At 68.1% G+C, this 18,238-nt stretch carries 20 protein-coding genes; 8 read left to right on the top strand and 12 right to left on the bottom strand.

All coding sequences use genetic code 11. From position 1 onward, the window contains the following. Positions 1 to 114 precede the first annotated feature (114 nt). Positions 115 to 708 (top strand): nucleotidyltransferase family protein, encoded by a 594-nt coding sequence (locus ACWDTD_RS05400; RefSeq protein ID WP_449746046.1) that lies wholly within the window; start codon positions 115 to 117, stop codon positions 706 to 708. A gap of 46 nt (positions 709 to 754) precedes the next feature. Here the strand turns inward: ACWDTD_RS05400 and ACWDTD_RS05395 are convergent, their stop codons facing one another. From ACWDTD_RS05395 to ACWDTD_RS05370, 6 genes are all read right to left on the bottom strand, one after another. Then, positions 755 to 1,627 (bottom strand): 3-hydroxyacyl-CoA dehydrogenase, encoded by an 873-nt coding sequence (locus tag ACWDTD_RS05395; protein WP_449746045.1) that lies wholly within the window; start codon positions 1,625 to 1,627, stop codon positions 755 to 757. 97 nt (positions 1,628 to 1,724) lie between these two features. Beyond that, entirely contained in the window at positions 1,725 to 2,174 is a 450-nt protein-coding gene (locus tag ACWDTD_RS05390; protein WP_449746044.1) for a hypothetical protein, read from the bottom strand. A gap of 10 nt (positions 2,175 to 2,184) precedes the next feature. After that, positions 2,185 to 3,981, bottom strand: a complete 1,797-nt coding sequence (locus ACWDTD_RS05385; RefSeq protein WP_449746043.1) for an acetyl/propionyl/methylcrotonyl-CoA carboxylase subunit alpha — start codon at positions 3,979 to 3,981, stop codon at positions 2,185 to 2,187. A gap of 92 nt (positions 3,982 to 4,073) precedes the next feature. Further along, complete coding sequence (locus ACWDTD_RS05380; protein ID WP_449746042.1) at positions 4,074 to 5,501, bottom strand: condensation domain-containing protein; 1,428 nt, start codon at positions 5,499 to 5,501, stop codon at positions 4,074 to 4,076. 22 nt (positions 5,502 to 5,523) lie between these two features. Continuing rightward, positions 5,524 to 5,955 carry a SufE family protein gene (locus ACWDTD_RS05375; protein ID WP_449746041.1) on the bottom strand — a complete coding sequence of 144 codons (432 nt, stop codon included), beginning with the start codon at positions 5,953 to 5,955 and terminating at the stop codon, positions 5,524 to 5,526. A 7-nt stretch (positions 5,956 to 5,962) separates the two neighbouring features. After that, the gene (locus ACWDTD_RS05370; RefSeq protein WP_449746040.1) at positions 5,963 to 6,853 is read right to left on the bottom strand and encodes a sulfurtransferase; all 891 of its coding nucleotides are present in this window, start codon (positions 6,851 to 6,853) and stop codon (positions 5,963 to 5,965) included. 139 nt (positions 6,854 to 6,992) lie between these two features. Here ACWDTD_RS05370 and ACWDTD_RS05365 point away from each other — a divergent pair, with 139 nt between their 5' ends. Next, positions 6,993 to 8,012, top strand: coding sequence for a neutral zinc metallopeptidase (locus tag ACWDTD_RS05365; protein WP_449746039.1), 1,020 nt, complete (start codon positions 6,993 to 6,995; stop codon positions 8,010 to 8,012). A 21-nt stretch (positions 8,013 to 8,033) separates the two neighbouring features. On the opposite strand, the gene ACWDTD_RS05360 is transcribed toward ACWDTD_RS05365, so the two are convergent. Genes ACWDTD_RS05360 through ACWDTD_RS05350 form a run of 3 tightly spaced genes read right to left on the bottom strand, consistent with a single transcriptional unit; the run spans position 8,034 to position 10,566 of the window. Beyond that, positions 8,034 to 8,693: a Maf family protein gene (locus ACWDTD_RS05360; RefSeq protein WP_449746038.1), complete on the bottom strand. Its 660-nt coding sequence runs from the start codon at positions 8,691 to 8,693 to the stop codon at positions 8,034 to 8,036. After that, positions 8,690 to 8,941: an acyl-CoA carboxylase epsilon subunit gene (locus ACWDTD_RS05355; protein ID WP_449746037.1), complete on the bottom strand. Its 252-nt coding sequence runs from the start codon at positions 8,939 to 8,941 to the stop codon at positions 8,690 to 8,692. Before ACWDTD_RS05355 ends, ACWDTD_RS05360 begins: the two co-directional genes overlap by 4 nt. Next, the gene (locus tag ACWDTD_RS05350; protein ID WP_449746036.1) at positions 8,938 to 10,566 is read right to left on the bottom strand and encodes an acyl-CoA carboxylase subunit beta; all 1,629 of its coding nucleotides are present in this window, start codon (positions 10,564 to 10,566) and stop codon (positions 8,938 to 8,940) included. Before ACWDTD_RS05350 ends, ACWDTD_RS05355 begins: the two co-directional genes overlap by 4 nt. 77 nt (positions 10,567 to 10,643) lie before the next feature. On the opposite strand from ACWDTD_RS05350, the gene ACWDTD_RS05345 reads away from it, so the two are divergent. Then, positions 10,644 to 11,450 (top strand): biotin--[acetyl-CoA-carboxylase] ligase, encoded by an 807-nt coding sequence (locus ACWDTD_RS05345; RefSeq protein ID WP_449746035.1) that lies wholly within the window; start codon positions 10,644 to 10,646, stop codon positions 11,448 to 11,450. A gap of 64 nt (positions 11,451 to 11,514) precedes the next feature. Here ACWDTD_RS05345 and ACWDTD_RS05340 read toward each other — a convergent pair whose 3' ends face one another. Then, positions 11,515 to 12,129, bottom strand: a complete 615-nt coding sequence (locus ACWDTD_RS05340; RefSeq protein WP_449746034.1) for a DUF6069 family protein — start codon at positions 12,127 to 12,129, stop codon at positions 11,515 to 11,517. A 118-nt stretch (positions 12,130 to 12,247) separates the two neighbouring features. Here ACWDTD_RS05340 and ACWDTD_RS05335 point away from each other — a divergent pair, with 118 nt between their 5' ends. Genes ACWDTD_RS05335 through ACWDTD_RS05325 form a run of 3 tightly spaced genes read left to right on the top strand, consistent with a single transcriptional unit; the run spans position 12,248 to position 14,871 of the window. Further along, positions 12,248 to 12,811 carry a PH domain-containing protein gene (locus tag ACWDTD_RS05335; protein ID WP_449746033.1) on the top strand — a complete coding sequence of 188 codons (564 nt, stop codon included), beginning with the start codon at positions 12,248 to 12,250 and terminating at the stop codon, positions 12,809 to 12,811. Next, a complete protein-coding gene (locus ACWDTD_RS05330; protein WP_449746032.1) occupies positions 12,808 to 13,482 on the top strand; it encodes a response regulator transcription factor in 675 nt (224 codons plus the stop codon). Before ACWDTD_RS05335 ends, ACWDTD_RS05330 begins: the two co-directional genes overlap by 4 nt. Before the next feature lie 27 nt (positions 13,483 to 13,509). Continuing rightward, the gene (locus ACWDTD_RS05325; RefSeq protein WP_449746031.1) at positions 13,510 to 14,871 is read left to right on the top strand and encodes a sensor histidine kinase; all 1,362 of its coding nucleotides are present in this window, start codon (positions 13,510 to 13,512) and stop codon (positions 14,869 to 14,871) included. Here ACWDTD_RS05325 and ACWDTD_RS05320 read toward each other — a convergent pair. Next, positions 14,843 to 15,403 carry a GtrA family protein gene (locus ACWDTD_RS05320; protein WP_449746030.1) on the bottom strand — a complete coding sequence of 187 codons (561 nt, stop codon included), beginning with the start codon at positions 15,401 to 15,403 and terminating at the stop codon, positions 14,843 to 14,845. The two genes, ACWDTD_RS05325 and ACWDTD_RS05320, sit on opposite strands and share 29 nt — an antisense overlap. A gap of 85 nt (positions 15,404 to 15,488) precedes the next feature. Between ACWDTD_RS05320 and ACWDTD_RS05315 the strand changes: the two genes are divergently transcribed. Next, positions 15,489 to 16,796, top strand: coding sequence for a 5-(carboxyamino)imidazole ribonucleotide synthase (locus ACWDTD_RS05315; RefSeq protein WP_449746029.1), 1,308 nt, complete (start codon positions 15,489 to 15,491; stop codon positions 16,794 to 16,796). A gap of 161 nt (positions 16,797 to 16,957) precedes the next feature. Continuing rightward, on the top strand, positions 16,958 to 17,473 hold the full coding sequence (gene purE / locus ACWDTD_RS05310; RefSeq protein ID WP_449746231.1) for a 5-(carboxyamino)imidazole ribonucleotide mutase: 516 nt from the start codon (positions 16,958 to 16,960) through the stop codon (positions 17,471 to 17,473). A 36-nt stretch (positions 17,474 to 17,509) separates the two neighbouring features. On the opposite strand, the gene ACWDTD_RS05305 is transcribed toward purE, so the two are convergent. After that, positions 17,510 to 17,908, bottom strand: coding sequence for a nitroreductase family deazaflavin-dependent oxidoreductase (locus tag ACWDTD_RS05305; protein WP_449746028.1), 399 nt, complete (start codon positions 17,906 to 17,908; stop codon positions 17,510 to 17,512). Positions 17,909 to 18,238 lie beyond the last annotated feature (330 nt).

Below are 18,238 nucleotides of genomic sequence, written 5' to 3'. Positions count from 1 at the left end.
TCACCGGCAGATAAATAGTGGACCGCGGGCCGCATTCGCGCGAGGCGCGGATCGTATATTTCGCCTGGGTAAAGGGGACAGAACGGACGGGTGCGCCTACCATCGGCGCACATCATGACTCTGCGATCATCCGACGGGAACCCCGGTCGCGCGCGCACGGGGACGTCGGTGGCCGGCGTGGTACTCGCGGCTGGTGCCGGAACGCGCTTCGGGCAGCCGAAAATCCTTGCTGCACAAGGAGTATGGCTACAGAATGCGGTGGCGGCACTACGCGGTGGGGGATGCGACGAGGTGGCCGTGGCGATGGGTGCGGCGGTGATCGAACCACCCGACGACACCGTCGGGCTGGTGGTGGACGATTGGTCGGACGGATTGTCGGCGACGGTGCGCGCGGCGTTGCGGTGGGCTCGACGCGGCAACCGGTTCGCCGGTGTGGTTTTACATGTTGTTGACATGCCCGACGTCGGCGGTGAGGTGGTCGGCCGGCTCCTCGACGCCGCCGCCCGTGCACCGGACCGATTGGTGCGCGTCACCTATCGCGGCCATCCCGGCCACCCGGTGTATCTGGGAGCCGAGCACCTCGACGGGGTGATCGACTCCCTCGACGGCGATGTGGGCGCGGCGCGCTATCTGCGCGCACACGCCCACAGCGTCGTCGAGGTGGAGTGTTCGGATCTGGCCTCGGGACTCGACCGGGATCACCGGTGAGCCGACCGAATCGGGGTGTGAGCCCATCGACTCGGCGGACCCGACCTCAGGAGGCGGAAGACTTGGCAGGGTAGGTGTAGAAGCCTTCGCCGCTGGCCATGCCCAGCTTGCCCTCGTCGATGTAGTTGGCCTTGAGCCAGGCACCGAGGTGCCGGTTGCCCTGGTCGCCGTTCATCAGGATGTTGTACGGCGTCTCCAGCCCGATCACGTCGTAGATCTGCATCGGACCCAGCGGTGATCCGGTGGCGATCCGCCACGTCTCGTCGACATCCTCGGGGTCGGCGTAGCCGCCGGCGACGAGTTCGAGTCCGGCGTTGAGGAACGGGATCAGCAACGTGTTGAGGACGTAGCCGGCCTTCTCCTTGTGCAGCTGGATCGGCACCATCCCGATCTGCTTGGCGAACTCGACCACCTCGTCGTAGACCTTGGGGTCGGTGTCGCTGGTCCCCATCACCTCGGCGGTGTTGAACTGCCACACGCGATTGGCGAAGTGCAGTGCGAGGAATCGGTCGGGGCGGCCGGTGCATGCCTTGAGGTCGCTGGGCAGCAGCGACGACGAGTTGGTGGCGAATATCGTCTTCGCCGGCGCGAGGTCGGCGAGCTTGCGGTAGATCTCCTGCTTGAGTTCGAGAACCTCGGGCACCGCTTCGATGACGAGGTCGGCGTCGGCGACGGCCTTGGCCAGGTCGCTGGTCAGTGTGATGCGGGCGCGGCCGGCCTCCGCGGCGCCGTTCCCGGCGTCGGGAACCTCGGCCTTGTACGTCTCGACGAGGCCGTCGAAGCGCTTCTCCGCAGCCGCGAGCGCCTTGTCGCTGACGTCATAGGAGATGACGTCGAAACCCTTGAACGCGGACTGGAAGGCGATCTGGGAGCCCAGTACGCCTGCACCGAGCACCGTGATGTTGTGAAAGTCTGCCATGGTGTGAAACCTCCGTGATTGTGGTGGATTTCCCTCCCTCACAGAGTTCAACGCAACCGCACCGCGAGGTGAGTCCGGGATCGAGCTGTCCACTCCGTCACACAATCACCGGCGGTATGGCATCGATCAATGCGCCGGTCACCGACAGGCCGAGGGCGCCGGCAGCGAATCGGGACACCGGGGCCACCGCGGCGGTCATCGCGTCGGCTCCGCCGGCGCGGCAGCAGCCGGAGAGCACCGCTGTGCCGGACTGCGCTGTACCGGACTGCGCTGCACCGGGCTCCGCTGTGCCGGACTGGGCTACACCGGACTTCGCCGCGTCGGCGGCCGGGGTCAGCCCGATCAGTGCGATCAACTCACCGGTGGTCGGCACACACACCGCCCAGGTGAACGTGGTTTCGTCTCGCCAGCCGGCGTCGGCGCCCGCCACGTACCGCACCGGGTCATCGACACCCAGCTCTGCGAGGGCGGCCGCATCCGAGAGCCGATCATCGGCACGTAGGCCGCGCAGATACCACGAACCGGCATTGATCTCGACCGGCTCCACCTGCTGAGCGCTATTTGAGTTCGAGCAGAACGGTGCCCTGGGTGACCGCCGCGCCGGCCTCGACGGCCAGGCCGGTGACCACACCGTCCTTGTGCGCGGTCACCGGGTTCTCCATCTTCATGGCCTCCAGGACCACCACCAGATCGCCCGCGGCCACCTGCTGGCCCTCTTCGACAGCGATCTTCACCACGGTGCCCTGCATCGGTGCGGTCACCGCGTCGCCGGAGGCGGCAGCACCGCCGCCCTTCTTGCGGGCACGCGGCTTGGGCTTCTTGTGTACGACGCCATGCGCCGCCGACCCGCCGCCACCCAGCGCAAGGTCACCGGGCAGCGACACCTCGACGCGACGTCCACCGACCTCGACGACGACGCTCTGCCGCGGCAGCTCCTCGTCCTCGATGGGCTCGCCACCGGTGTACGGCTCGATCGGGTTGTCCCACTCGGTTTCGATCCACTTGGTGTACACGTCGAACGTCTCGGTGCCGTCGTCGGTGGTCCGCCCGACGAAGGCGGGGTTGGACACGATGTGACGATGGAACGGCAACACCGTGGCCAGGCCCTCGATGCGGTACTCCGACAGCGCGCGGCGGGCGCGTTCGAGCGCCTGCTCGCGGGTCTCGCCGGTGACGATCAGCTTGGCCAGCATCGAATCGAACTGTCCGCCGATCACGCTGCCCTGCTCCACACCGGAATCCACGCGCACACCGGGACCCGCAGGCTCGTGGTAGACGGTCACCGGGCCGGGAGCCGGCAGGAAGTTGCGTCCCGCGTCCTCGCCGTTGATGCGGAACTCGAAGGCGTGCCCGCGGGGTTCGGGGTCGGCGGAGAGCTCCAGCTTCTCGCCGTTGGCGATGCGGAACTGCTGGCGCACCAGGTCGATGCCCGCGGTCTCCTCGGTCACCGGATGCTCCACCTGCAGTCGGGTGTTGACCTCCAGGAACGAGATGAGGCCGTCGGCGCTCACCATGAATTCGACGGTGCCCGCACCGTAGTAGCCGGCCTCGCGGCAGATCGCCTTGGCCGACGAGTGAATGCGCTCACGCTGCTCGGTGGTGAGGAACGGCGCCGGGGCCTCCTCGACGAGCTTCTGGAACCGGCGCTGCAGCGAGCAGTCGCGGGTGCCGGCAACGATCACGTTGCCGTGCTGGTCGGCGATCACCTGTGCCTCGACGTGGCGGGCCTTGTCGAGATAACGCTCGACGAAACACTCACCGCGGCCGAACGCGGCGGTGGCCTCACGGTGCGCCGACTCGTACAGTTCGGGGATCTCCTCGATGGAGTAGGCCACCTTCATGCCGCGACCACCGCCACCGAACGCCGCCTTGATGGCCACCGGGACACCGAACTCCTCGGCGAAGGCCACCACCTCGTCGGCGTCCTTGACCGGGTCCTTGGTGCCCGGGGCCATCGGCGCGTCCGCGCGCAGCGCGATGTGGCGTGCGGTCACCTTGTCGCCGAGGTCGCGGATCGACTGCGGCGACGGACCGATCCAGATCAGCCCGGCGTCGATGACCGCTTGCGCGAAGTCGGCGTTCTCCGACAGGAAGCCGTACCCGGGGTGAACGGCGTTGGCGCCGGACTTGGCGGCCGCGTCGAGAAGCTTGTCGATGGCCAGATACGACTCCGCCGAAGTCTGCCCGCCCAGCGCGAAGGCCTCGTCTGCCAGCCGCACGAACGGCGCGTTCGCGTCGGGTTCCGCATACACCGCGACGCTGGGGATACCTGCGTCACGAGCGGCCCGGATGACGCGGACGGCGATCTCCCCCCGGTTGGCGATGAGGATCTTGCTGATCGTGGGACTGGGCACTTGTTCTCCTGGGGCCTGACTACTGAGCGTCGGTTGTCGGTGGTCCGGGGTTCACCCTAACCCACCGATCAAACGATCGGTGACGGCGAGGGTCACCTCTGAATGCTGAACGTGCTCTCGTCTCCGACCGTGCGCACCAGGTCGACGAAATCCTTCAGATAGCGGCGCACGGGCTGCGTGTCCGGGTCGCTGTCGTCGGCGGGAAAACGCGCGGACAACCGCATCCCCGACGGCGTCCGGTTGATCCAGATGAACACCTCGTCGGGGGAGTAGCTGTGGCTGCGGATGACCCGGGCGCGGCCGGCGTCGGCCGCCGCGGCGCCGGGTGCGTACCGGGTGTCGATGAACGAGATCACAAAGCGCGGTTCGCCCCGGTAGCCCATCAGGCCGGCCACCCGCAGGAACGGCAACGACGCCCCCTGGCGAGCCCGTTTGAGTTCGGTGGTGGCGCGCGCGACCGCCTGATCGAAGGTGGGGGAGTCGGACATGTCCAGACAGAAGGGGGCCACCGCGACGAACCAGCCCAGCGCGGTGAGCCACCGGGATTCGTCACGGGTGTGACGCGGCAGCACACAGCGGAATTCCGAGTCGCCGGTCTGGCCGTGATGGGCCAGCGCGAACGCGGCCAGAACACCGGCGGCCAGCGTGCCGCCCGCCTGCGAGCACACCGCGGTGAACCGGTTGGCCGCGTCGTCGTCGACCACCACCCCCGACACCGATTGCTGCGGCGGGTCGGTGGCCGGGTCGGGTTCGGTACCGGGAACGCGTTCACCGCCGAGGCCGTCATTGAACGGTGGCATGTCGCCTCGGCCCGCCCGCAGAAACGTCGACCACGTGGGCACCGCGGGATGGTCGGCGCCGGTCTGATCGGCCAGTCGGCGTTCCTGCGCGCTGAAGTCGACGTAACTGCCCACCTCGGGTAACTCGACGTCGCGATGGTCGCGCTGCGACTGGTAGAGCGTGACGAGTTCGTGTTGCGCCGTGATCAGCGAGTACCCGTCGACCAGCGAGTGGTCGGCGGCGAACAGCAGGGTGAAGGAATCCTCCCGGCCCACCGTGGCAAACAGGTAGGCCGGCCATTGCAGGGGAGCGGTTGCCCGGTCGAAGGCCCCGGCGACCTGCTCGGTCAGCGGACCGGACTCGTTGTACCAGCCGATCCGGCCCATCTTGAGTCCGACGGTGCCCGGTGCGGTGGTGAGCCGGGTCAGCCCGTCGCCGGTCAGTACGACGTGGCTGCGCAGCACCTCGTGGCGGTCGATCCACGTGAGCAGGGTGGCGCGGATCGCGGGGATCGACAGGGGTTCGTCGAACTCGATCACCAGGCCGAGCCACGACTCGCGGCCGCCCTCGCGCCGGGTACGGGCCCGGTACTCGAACGCCGAGCGCAGATGCTGCTCGTGGTTGTGTGAGGTGAGCCGGGAGTCGCTGTCCCACGCGGCCAGCCCGCCCCGGACCGACGGCACCCATTCGACGAGCCCGCCGGGGGCGATCGGCTCTTCCAGGATCTGCACGAACTTCATCGGCGTGCCGTTCCGGCGGTGCTCACCGGCGCCCGGTCTGTGTGCGCACCTGATTCTTGATGCGGCCGAGCATTCCGGCCATGCCGCGCAGGCGCAGCGGACTGACCGCCGCGTCGAGTCCGAGGTCGTGGTAGAAGTCGCCCGGCACGTCGAGGATGACCTCGGCCGGTTCGCTGTCGAGTCCCTGCGCCAGTATCGACGCGAATCCGCGGGTGGTGGGCGCCTCCCGCGGTGCGCTGAAGAACAGGCGCACCGCCGCGGGGTCGGCGGCGTCGACGGAGAGGAACACCGGCGACTGGCACTCCGGTACCGGTTCCATGGCCTCCTCGTGGAGATACTCGGGCAGCGGGGGTAACTCGCCCGCGAACTCGAGCAGCAGCGTCACCTTGTCCGAATCGCCAAGCGCAGCAAAGTCGTCGACGATCTCGGCGAGGGCCGGTGGAAGGGCGGCCATGGCCGGTTCACCCGGGGGTTTCGCCGGGCGCATCGCCGACGGCGATGGGTACACGGACCGCGTTGCCCCACTCGGTCCACGAGCCGTCGTAGTTGCGGACGTTGGTGAAACCGAGCAGATGCGTCAGGACGAACCAGGTGTGACTCGACCGCTCACCGATACGGCAGTAGGCGATGGTGGCGGTGGCGGGATCGAGGCCGTCGTAGATCTCGTCGAGTTCGGCCCGCGGGCGGAAACGCCCGTCGGATCGGACCGTCTTGGCCCAGGGGATGGAGACCGCGGTGGGGATGTGTCCGCCGCGCAGCGCGCCCTCCTCGGGATAGTCGGGCATGTGGGTGCGTTCGCCGGTGTACTCCTGCGGCGAACGGACGTCGACGAGCGGTTCGGAACCCAGCGCGGCGCGAACCTCGTCGGCGAAGATCCGGATCCGTGAATCGTCACGTTCGACGACCGGGTAATCGCTGCGCGGATATTCGGGGACGTCGAAGGAGGTGTCGCGGTCCTCCGACATCCACGCGTCGCGCCCGCCGTCGAGCAGCCGCACGTCCTCGTGCCCGAACAGGGTGAACACCCACAGCGCGTACGCGGCCCACCAGTTGCTCTTGTCGCCGTAGATCACCACGGTGTCGTCGCGCTCGATTCCCTTGCTGCGCATCAGTTCTGCGAACTGCTCACCGTTGATGTAGTCCCGCGTGACCGGATCGTTGAGGTGCAGGTGCCAGTCGATCTTCTGTGCCGTCGGGATGTGACCGATGTCGTAGAGCAGCACATCCTCGTCGGACTCGACGATCTTGAGACCCTTGGCGCCCAGGTGCGCCGACAACCACTGGGTGGTCACCAGACGCTCGGGATGCGCGTACTCGGCGAATGCCGGATTCGGGTCGGTTTCAACACTCACGGTCAGTTCTCCAGCTCCCATTGGGCTCGATGCGGCGCGGTGGACCGGCGTTGGTCCTTCAACAGCGTAGTCGAGATCGCGTCATTCATTCGTCGGCCGTCGATTCGGTCGGGCCGCGGCCGTTGGTAGATTTCCCCGCATGATCCGACCCGCGCCCGACAGGTGCCCGTCGCAGTGCCTCCGTGCGGCCGTCGTGGTCGTGGCCCTCGCCGCGGTACTCGCCGTGGCTGCGTGCTCGTCGTCGTCCCCGCGCAACGGCGAGCCCACCGAGACCACCACGGCCACGGCGACCCGGACCGGTTCGGCACCGACCACCACCGAGACCAGCTCACCCACGGCCACCACCCCCGGTGGATCGCCGGAACCGGGCACGGCCGCGGTGCCGGGCGCCTGCACGCCGTCGGTGTGCCCGATGCTCTCGGCGCCGTCGGAGAGCCTGATGACCGGAAGGGTCACGGCGGCGAACGCGCCGCAGACCGTTCCGGGCTACATCGGTTCGGTGCTCGACGACCTCGACGACACCTGGGGGGCGTGGTTCACGGGTCTGCGGTGGGGTCAGCCGCAGCCGGGTCGGGTACTGGTGAAGCAGGGCCGGGAGTTCTTGTCGCAGTGCACGAATGCCGATGGCGCCCGCGAACTGGTACAGGCCGACACCCCCAACGCCTTCTTCTGCCCGCTCGACACCGCGACCACCGGCGCCGGGCAACGCCGGCAGGGCGCGGTGGTGTTGCCGGTGTCGACGTTCGTCGACATCTGGAACGGTCGGCTGCTGGGCAGTTCGGGGGCGTTCCTCGGTGAGTTCACCGCGGCCACCGTCATCGCACACGAGTACGGCCACAACGTGGTGTACCGCATCGCCAAATCCGGCGGGGTGCCCGCCGCCGACCTACCGCACGGGGACAACGACGAGCTGATCGCCGATTGTCTCGCCGGCAACTGGGCGGCCACGGTACTCAAACGTAACCAGCTCTCGATTCCCGACATCGTGCAGGCGGTGGCGCTGCTCGGCCAGATCGGCGACGCGAGGTCGGGTGAGGGTCACGGCACCAGCCCGCAGCGCATCGCGGCGATCAGCCTCGGGTTCGCCGGACCGAGCTACAACCGGCAGGGACAGCCGATCGACTGTCTGCACCGCTACTGGCCCGAAGTGTTCGCCTGAGCTCTGCCGCGCGCGGTGGCGTCAGGGGCGCCAGAGGTCGGCGACGGCGATGCCCAGCCGAGCGAGCAGATGCCGCACGGTGGGCAGGCCGATGCCGATGACCGACGACGGGTCGCCCTCGATCCCGTCGATGAACCAGCCGCCGAGCCCGTCGAGGGTGAAGGCGCCGGCCACCTCGAGTGGTTCGCCGGTGGCCACGTAGGCCTCGATCTCCGCGTCGGACACGTGGCCGAAACGGATGATCGTCGACGCTGTGTCGTGGGTGCGCCCGACGACGTCGAGACCCGACACCCGCATCGCACAGTGACCGGTGAGCAGTTCGCCGTCGGTCCCGCGCACCCGTTTCCACTGGGCGATCGCGGCGTCGGCGGTGTGTGGTTTGCCCGAGAGCGTGCCCCGATGCAGCAGCATCGAGTCGCAGGTCAGGATCACCACGTCGGGCAGTCCGGATACGTCGGGGGCCGCGGCCCGTTCGGCGAGGACCGTCGCGACCACCGCGTCGGCCTTGGCGTCGGCGAGGCGGGCCACCGCGTCACCGGGGTCGGCGCCGACGAGTTCGGTGAGCAGCGCGTCCTCGTCGACGTCGGAGACCAGGACGCGCGGGGCGAGACCGGCGTGTCGCAGCACCGACAGACGGGCTGGTGACGCCGACCCGAGGATGACCTCGATGTGTGAGGTCACCAGCGTCCGCGGAGGAATCCGGTCGAGGCCGGCCAGGCCGAACGCAGATTGTCCTCGATGCGTCCCCAGTCGTCGCGGGGACCGGCGTCGTGATGCGGGGCCGGGCCACCGCCGGCGGCGGTCAGCACCGCGACCAGCGCGGCGATGTCCTCGTCGGTGGGGTTGCCCGAGACGATCCGCAGCATCGGACGGGAATCGTCGCTGCCGTTCGTGGTGGGGTCTGCGTCACCCGTGTTCCCCGTGCTCACAGCGGGATGTTCCCGTGCTTCTTGGGCGGCACGCTGACCACCTTGCGTTCGAGCAGCCGCAGCGCGGTGGCGATCTGGCCGCGGGTGTGGCTCGGCGGGATCACGGCGTCGACGTAACCGCGTTCGGCGGCGACGTACGGGTTCACCAGGGTGTCCTCGTACTCCTCCTGCAGTTGCAGGCGCAGCGCGTCGACGTCTTCTCCGGTGGTCGCGGCTTCCAGCAGCCGATGCCGGTAGACGAATCCGACGGCGCCGGACGCGCCCATCACGGCGATCTGCGCGGTGGGCCAGGCCAGGTTGACGTCGGCACCCATGTGCTTGGAACCCATCACGTCGTAGGCGCCGCCGTAGGCCTTGCGAGTGATCACGGTGATCTTGCCGACCGTGGCCTCTCCGTAGGCGTAGAGCAGTTTGGCGCCGCGCCGGATGATGCCGTTGTATTCCTGGTCGGTGCCGGGGAGGAAGCCGGGCACGTCGACGAGGGTGACGATCGGGACGTTGAACGCGTCGCACGTGCGCACGAAGCGTGCGGCCTTCTCCGATGCGTTGATGTCGAGGCAACCGGCGAACTGGGTTGGCTGGTTGGCCACGATGCCGACGCTGCGGCCGTCGACCCTGCCGAAACCGATGATGATGTTGGTGGCCCGTTCGGCCTGGACCTCGAGGAATTCGCCGTCGTCGACGATGTGCTCGATCACCTCGTGCATGTCGTAGGGCTGATTGGCCGAGTCGGGGATCAACGTGTCGAGTTCGAGGTCCTCCTCGGTGAGGGTGTCCTCGATCGACCCGGCGGCGGGCTGATCCACCGGCAGGCGCGGCGGGTCGGCGCGGTTGTTGCTGGGCAGATAGCCGAGGAGGTCCTTCACGTAGTCGAGGGCGTCCTCCTCGTCGGAGCCGACATAGTGCGCCACACCCGATTTCGTCATGTGGGTGGTGGCGCCGCCGAGGTCTTCCATCGTGACGTCCTCGCCGGTGACCGTCTTGATCACGTCGGGCCCGGTGACGAACATCTGGCTGGTCTGGTCGACCATCACGGTGAAGTCGGTGAGCGCGGGGGAGTAGACGTGCCCGCCCGCGGCGGGACCCATGATGAGGGAGATCTGCGGGATGACGCCCGACGCGCGGACGTTGCGGTAGAAGATCTCGCCGTAGAGACCGAGGGAGACCACGCCCTCCTGGATACGGGCGCCCGCGCCTTCGTTGATGCCGATCAGCGGGCGTCCGGTTTTGATCGCGAGGTCCATGACCTTGACGATCTTCTCGCCGTACACCTCGCCGAGGCTGCCGCCGAACACGGTGACGTCCTGGGAGAAGATGCACACCTCGCGGCCGTCGATGGTGCCGTAGCCGGTGACCACGCCGTCGCCGAGCGGACGACGGTCGGCCAGACCGAAATTGGTGCTGCGATGCCGGGCCAGCGCGTCGAGTTCGACGAACGACCCCTCGTCGAGCAGGTAGGTGATGCGCTCATGCGCGGTGAGCTTGCCCTTGGCGTGGATCTTGTCCACCGCTGCCTCGCCGACCGGATACCGCGCTTCGGCCAGTCGTTGCCGCAGGTCGTCGAGCTTTCCGGCGGTGGTGTGGATGTCGGGCGCGGCCCCGGAATCTGACGAAGCAGTGGTCATGGGAGTCGATGCTATCGAGAGTGCTGTGATGCACGTCAACCGGCCGCGTGCAGGCGGTGACGTTCTAGGCTCGCACCATGACCGCCGAGGCACCGGATACGCACGACGTCGAACGCAGGATCGGCTCGCTCCTCGATGAGGCCGGGGTGCGCCGCTGGGGGCCGATCGAGGTGGTGGCGTCCACCGGGTCGACCAACGCCGACCTCGCCGCGCGGGCACTCGAGCCCGGGATCGTGGGCACCGTCCGGATCACCACCGATCAGGTGGCCGGGCGGGGGCGGCACGCACGGGTGTGGAGCGCTCCCGCGGGCGGGCAACTGGCGATTTCCGTCGTGCTCGATTCCGGTGCGGACACCGCGAAGCTCGGCTGGTTGTCGCTGGCCACCGGCGTCGCCGCGGCCACGGCCATCGACCGTGCCACCGGGGTGCGTCCGGTGCTGAAGTGGCCCAACGACGTGCTCGTCGGAGAGAAGAAGGTCGCCGGCATCCTCGCCGAGTTCACACCTGCCGCCGACGGTGGCGTGGTGGTGGTGGGGATCGGGATCAACACGAACATGTCGGCCGCGGAGCTGCCGGTGCCCACCGCGACGAGTCTGCTCGAGGAGACAGGTGCACCGGTGGACCCCGCAGCGCTGGCCGCGGCATACCTGACGGCGTTGGCGGCGCAGCCGTGGCCCGACGACATCGCCGGGGTCGCTGCGCGTTACCGGGAACGCTGCGACACCCTCGGCAGGCAGATCACGCTGCAACTCCCGGGCGGCGAGGTTCTCGAGGGCACTGCCGCCGATGTCGACGAGCAGGGACGCATCGTGGTGCAGCGGCCCGACGGCGCTCGGGTCACCGCCGCCGCCGGGGACGTGCTGCACCTGCGCCGGGCCCGGTAGCCGGGTGGCCCGGTGGCGCCGGCGGTTGGCCCGGTGGCCGGTCGCGCTGCCGAGGCCCGAACACTCAGCGGCGCTTGCTCTTCTCGCCCATGGCCGGGATCAGCGAGATCAGTGGCAGGCCGATGATCAGATGCATCACCGCCGTCCCGATGCCGGTGGAGATCTGCGCGGAGAGCACCAGCGGGATGACCACCGCTGCCGCGATCAACAGGCCCACGATCCAGACGTAGAACTGGTTGGGTGACGGCGTGATCAGCTGCAGCACGTACCAGAGTGCGCCGGCGGCCAGCGCGCACACGAAGCCGGTGACCGCGAACCAGATCTCGTCCTGTGCCACCGGATTCCACACACCCAGGTTCCCGGCTTCGTTGACGCGCTGGGCGATTGCCCGGATCACCCACGCGGCGAGCCAGGCCGCCAGGCCCGTCACCACGCCGGTCATCACCACGCCGCCGGTGAACATGCCCGGATTGATGTCGGGGCCGATGCGCTTGCGCGCGGGCTGCTGGGTTCCGGGCTGCTGATACTCGGGCTGCTGGTACTGGGGCTGCTGGTATGCCCGCTCGGTGTACGACGATCCTTCCGGGGGCTGGCTGTAGGCACGCGATTCCGGGGCGTAGCCGGGCTCGTACCTGGCGGTGCGGGGATCCCTCGGGTCGCGGGGGTCGCGGTAGCTCATGCAGTCTCCTGACCTTTGACGCGGCTATGCGGGCGAGTGTACTCAGCGTGTCCACCGCCACGGTCGCGTCGGCGGCGTGCGACGTTTCACCCGGTCGGGGGCGGATATGCTGACATCCATGCCCTACCCACGGGAGAACCTCGCGCCGGGTGAGCGCGTGGTGCTGCATCGACATCCGCATTGGAAGCGGTTGATCGGGCCGTTTCTGCTGTTCATCGTGGCGACCGCCGTGGCCGGGGCGCTGTGCGGGGTCATCGGTTCGGCGGGCTTCGACCCGACCGTCGCCATGGTGGCCTACATCGCGGTCGCGGTGCTCTGGGGGGCCTGCCTGGTGTGGTTCTTCGTGCGTCCGCTCATGTCGTGGACGTCGACGCATTTCGTGCTCACCGACCGGCGGGTGATCTACCGCAACGGCATCGTCACCCGATCGGGCATCGACATCCCGATCCGCCGGATCAACACCGTCGAGTTCCGTCACGGGCTGGTTGACCGCCTGTTCCGCACCGGCACGCTGATCATCGAGTCGGCGTCGGACGAACCGCTGTCCTTCGACGACATCCCGCGGGTGCAGCGGGTACACGCCATGCTCTACCACGAGGTCCTCGACGATCGCGACGACGACGAGTATGGCAACAGGGAGAATCCGATGCCCTCCGACACGAGACTGGAAGCCGACCGATGACAGATGTACTGCTCGCCGAGGATGACGCGGCGATCGCCGAACCGCTCGCCCGCGCATTGGCGCGTGAGGGCTACGGCTGCGACGTGGTGGGAACCGGCGGCGAGGCGCTGGGGCAGGCACTCGATCACCGCTACGAACTGCTGATCCTCGACCTCGGGCTACCGGAGATGGACGGGCTCGAGGTATGTCGCCGGATACGCGTGGAGCGCCCCGAGCTGGCGGTGCTGATGCTCACCGCACGCACCGACGAGGTGGACTTCGTGGTGGGACTCGACGCCGGCGCCGACGACTACGTGGGAAAACCGTTCCGGCTGGCCGAGTTGCTGGCGCGGGTGCGTGCCCTGCTGCGCCGCCGCCAGGGGGTGGACGTGGTGCTCGACGGGGGCGACATCCAGCTCGACGCGCGCGGTCGGCGGGTGCTGATCAACGGCCAGGACATCGTGCTGGCCAACCGCGAGTTCGATCTGCTGCGGTTCCTGATGGAGCGTGCCGGGCAGGTGGTGTCGCGCGACGAGATCCTGACCGAGGTGTGGGGGTCGGCGGACCTGCGCTCGTCGAAGACCCTCGACATGCACATCTCGTGGCTGCGGCGAAAGATCGGCGACGACCGCCGTGATCGCCCGCGCCACATCGTGACCGTGCGCGGCGTCGGATTCCGGTTCGACTCGTAGCCGCCCGAGTCCCACCGATACGCTCCCATGCGCCGCCGAGTCCTCTACACGATGATCGCCATGCTCCTGGCGGTCGGAGCGTTGCTGGGTGTACCGCTGAGCGTCGTCGCATGGTGGTGGGTGGCCGACAGTGCTCATCAGACTCTCGATTCGCGTCTGAAGGTGATTTCCGATCAGGTGATCCGGCAGTCGCAGGCCGACGATCGGATCGACCCCGCGGTGATCGACAGCGAATCGCTGCGCCTGCTGCTTCCCGAGGACGGCCGGCTCACACTGCGTTACGCCACCGACGGCGGTGTGCGCTCCCGATCGATCGGCGCACAGATCGATGGACCCGCGATGACCGACTCCATCGGACTCGGTAACGCGGGCACCCTGATCCTGGAGATCCCGCTCAATTCGGTTCGCAGCGATCAGCTGGCCGCGATCGGCATCGTGTCGATCGTGGTGGCCGGATCGGTGGCGGCGGGCACGGTGGTGGCGGCGGTGACGGCCGGACGGATCGCCGACCCGGTCACCGACCTGGCCGACCGGGCCGCGGCGATGGCGCGCGGTGACTTCCGGACACAGTGGAAGTCCTACGGCATCAACGAACTCGACCGGTTGTCGCGGGCTCTCGGCGACGCCAACACCGAGATCGCCCTGAGACTCGAGCGTGAGGGGCAGATCGTCGGCGACGTGTCGCATCAGATCCGGAGCAGGCTCACGGCCATCCAGCTGCGGCTCGACGAGCTTTCGTTGCACGACGATCCGGCCGTGGTTGCCGAGGCTGAGGCCGCGCTCGGACAGGTGGAGCGGCTCGCGAAGGAGCTCGACGATCTGGTGTCGGCCTCCCGGGACGAGCCGTCCGAACCCGAGCGCGTCGACGTGGCCGGGCTGGTGGAGACGCTTGCAGGCGATTTCTCCCAGTCGTTCGAGAATGCCGGGCGCGTGTTGACCACGTCCTTCTCGGGAGGTGGGGTGGCGCGCAGTGCCGGACCGGGCAGGCTACGGGAGGCGGTGAGCGTCCTCGTCGACAACGCACTGCAGCACGGGACCGGGCAATGCCGGATCGCGGTGAGCGACCTCAAGGGAGACATGCTCCGGATCACGGTGTCCGACGAGGGGCCGGGCGTCTCCGACGACGAGGCGTCTGTCATCTTTCGCCGCGGCTTCTCGGGTGGTCTCGGCAGCGGGGTGGGACTGTCGTTGGCGCGCGCTCTGATCGAGGCCGACGGTGGTCGACTCGAACTCACCTCGCGACGACCGCCGGTGTTCGCCATCGTGGTGCCGACCGCACGTGAGGGTGTCGTCGACGGCAGCAGCGGTGACACCGGCGAAGCGTCGGGCGGTCCACGGGCGGTCGACGCCCCGCCGAACGTCAGGCGTGACCGAGTTCCTCATCGTTGAGTTCGTCCTCGGTGGGATGCAGGTCGGTGGAACCGGCCTCACCCCCGCTGAGCTGTTCGACCGGGAAGGCGAACTTCCGCAGGGCCCAGAACCGGAACGCCATCTGCAGGATGTTGCCGATGAGGAAGCCCAGGATGAAGTCGATGACCGCCAGTTGCAGGGGATCGAGGTTGGAACGTAGGTCGAACACGTTGTTGGCCAGCCACAGCGGTGCGGCGGCCAGTAGGACGCCGATGCCGCTGATGAAGAAGAACAGGAACGCTTCGTGGTGACGTTCGCGCCCGCCGCGGTTCTTGAACGCCCACTCGCGATTGAGGATGTAACTCAGGATCACCGCGAGCGTTCCGGAGATGATGCGCGCGACGACCGGTTTGTTGCCGAGCACCGAGAAGGTGAGGGCGTAGAAGATCACCAGGTCGAACACGAACGTCGTGCCGCCGACGAGGGCGAATTTGATGAGTTCATGGTGCTTCATCAATCGGAGGCGGATCGGCTCCGGAAGGCGAGCTACCGCGTCATCGATGAAAGGCACAAGATCTGAGTGTACAAACCCGATCTGATCGCCCGGCGGCGGTCGGATATGCGACTGACGAGTCGGACATGCCACGATGGACCGCGTGACTTCGCGAGATGCACCGACCCGGTCGGAGACCGGCATGCCGACCCGGTCGGAGACCGGCGTGCCGACCCGGTCGGAGACCGGCATGCCGACCCGGTCGGAGACCGGCATGCCTACAGTGACGATGATCGGTGGCGGGCAGCTCGCGCGGATGACACATCAGGCCGCCATCGCGCTCGGCCAGTGTTTGCGGGTTCTCGCGGCCTCTGCGGACGATCCGGCCGCGCAGGTCAGTGCGGACGTGGTGGTGGGATCTCACGACGACATCGGTGACCTGCGTGCGGCCGCCGCGGGAGCGACGGCATTCACCTTCGACCATGAGGGCGTTCCGCTGCGTCATCTGCAGACTCTTGAGTCCGAGGGTGTGGCGGTACGGCCACCGTCGGCGGCCCTGCACTTCGCCCAGGACAAGCTCGCGATGCGGGTTCGGCTCGCCGAGTTGGGGTTGCCGGTGCCCGATTTCGCCGATCTCGCCGCCGATCTCGGTGTGGCGCGGGCCCGTTTGATCGAGTTCGGTGAACGCCACGACTGGGCGGTGGTGCTCAAGGCGATCCGCGGTGGTTACGACGGTCGGGGCGTGTGGATCGTCGACAACCGGGATGCGGCGATGGCCGTCTTCGACGAACAGTTCGACGCCGGCGCCGATCTCATCGTCGAGCAGAAGGTCGAGATGCGGCGCGAATTGTCGGCGATGATCGCGCGGTCGCCGTTCGGTCAGGGAGCCGCGTGGCCGGTGGTGGAGACGGTGCAGCGCAAAGGCCAGTGTGCGGTGGTGATCGCGCCTGCGCCGGGACTCGACGGCGAGGTGGCCGAACGTGCCGAACAGATGGCCCTTCGGCTCGCGGCGGAACTCGGGGTGGTCGGCGTCATGGCGATGGAGTTGTTCGAGACCACCGAAGGGGATCTCCTGGTCAACGAGCTCGCGATGCGGCCGCACAACAGTGGCCACTGGACGATGGACGGTGCGGTGACCTCGCAGTTCGAGCAGCATTTGCGTGCTGTTCTCGACTATCCGCTGGGTGCCGCGGCGGCCCGTGCGCCGGTGACGGTGATGGCGAACATTCTCGGGGCCGAGCAGGCGCCGGAGATGTCGATGGACGAGCGGCTGCATCACCTGATGGCGCGCATGCCCGAGGCGAAGGTTCACCTCTACGGCAAGGGGGAGCGGGCCGACCGCAAGATCGGACATGTCAACATCGTCGGAGGCTTGGGCGACTCGGTGGAATCGACCCGGGAACGCGCGGAACGCGCCGCGCATTGGATGTCACACGCGCACTGGACCGATGGATGGGACCCACACTCATGAGCGACGAGTTCGACGCTGAGCATTCCGATTCGGGGGAGCACGCCGATTCGGGGGAGCACGCGAACGGTGGTGCAGACCACGATGCCGGGCCTACCGAGCTCGTCTCGGACGAGGTGAGCGCGAGCGAGACGAACGCGGCCGCGACCAGCCCTGCCGAGACCATGCCGGTCCGGAACAGGGCGCGGGTCGGCCTGATCATGGGCAGCGACTCCGACTGGCCGACGATGGAAGCCGCCGCCGAGGCGCTCGCCGAGTTCGATGTGCCGTTCGAGGTGGGCGTGGTGTCGGCCCATCGCACCCCGCAGCGCATGCTCGACTACGCGAAGAGTGCCGCCGGAGAGGGGATCGAGGTGATCATCGCCGGCGCGGGCGGTGCGGCGCACCTTCCGGGCATGGTGGCGTCGGCAACCCCGTTGCCGGTGATCGGGGTGCCGGTGCCGTTGCGGTACCTGGACGGAATGGACTCGCTGCTGTCGATCGTGCAGATGCCCGCCGGTGTTCCCGTGGCCACCGTCTCGATCGGCGGTGCCCGCAACGCGGGGCTGCTCGCCGTTCGTATCCTCGCATCGGCCGATCCGAGGCTCCGCGCTCGAATGGAGGAGTTCCAACAGAGCCTCGAGAGGCTGGTGCTGGACAAGGACGCGGTGTTGCGCGAACGGTTGCTCGGCGGTAGCTGAGAGATCCTGGCGTCGACCGGTCCGTCGAGTCCGGTCTCAGGGTGCCGATTCGGCCGGAACGAGGGTGGCGATCAACGCCCAATCGGCCAGCATCGCCGACACACGTGCGCCCTTGGGGAGGTCGGGGGAATCAGCAGGAATGATGCTGGGGCGAATGAGTCTGTAGTGCTTGCCTTTTCGGATGACTCCCGCTGATGCCGCAGCGAGCGTGTTACGTACCCAGTCGGTATCGGCTCCGTAGTTCAGCACGATCGAGATCTTCTGGTCGGGAACGCTCCCGCTCACCCACGCCAGGACCGGCGTGGAGTAGGCCTTGCCCGACGTGCGTCCGGTGTGTTCGATCATCGCCCAGGGCGCAAGTCGCGGAGCCCACTGGCGTTGGATCGGGTTGGTGACGACCTTGTTGAAGCGGGCGAGCGTGCGCGGCAACTGCATACAGCCACTGTGCCTCACCGCCCACTTCATCGTCGAGCGTGCCCAGTTCATCGTCGAGCGTGCCCACATCCGAGTTGAGCGTGCCCACTTCATCGTCGAGCGTGCCCACTTCATCGTCGAGCGTGCCCACTTCCGAGTTGAGCGTGCCCACTTCATCGTCGAGCGTGCCCACTTCCGAGTCGAGCGTGCCCAGTTCATCGTCGAGCGTGCCCAGATCCGAGTTGAGCGTGCCCACTTCATCGTCGAGCGTGCCTGCGGGTGGTTTCGACAAGCTCAACCAGCGGTCAAGACTCGAGCAGCGGTCAGGACTCAAGCAGCGGTCAGGGACTC

This window comes from Gordonia sp. NPDC003425 (assembly GCF_053588635.1).
The sequence above is the reverse complement of the archived record's forward strand: the minus strand, read 5'-3'. Positions and strand labels throughout refer to the sequence as shown.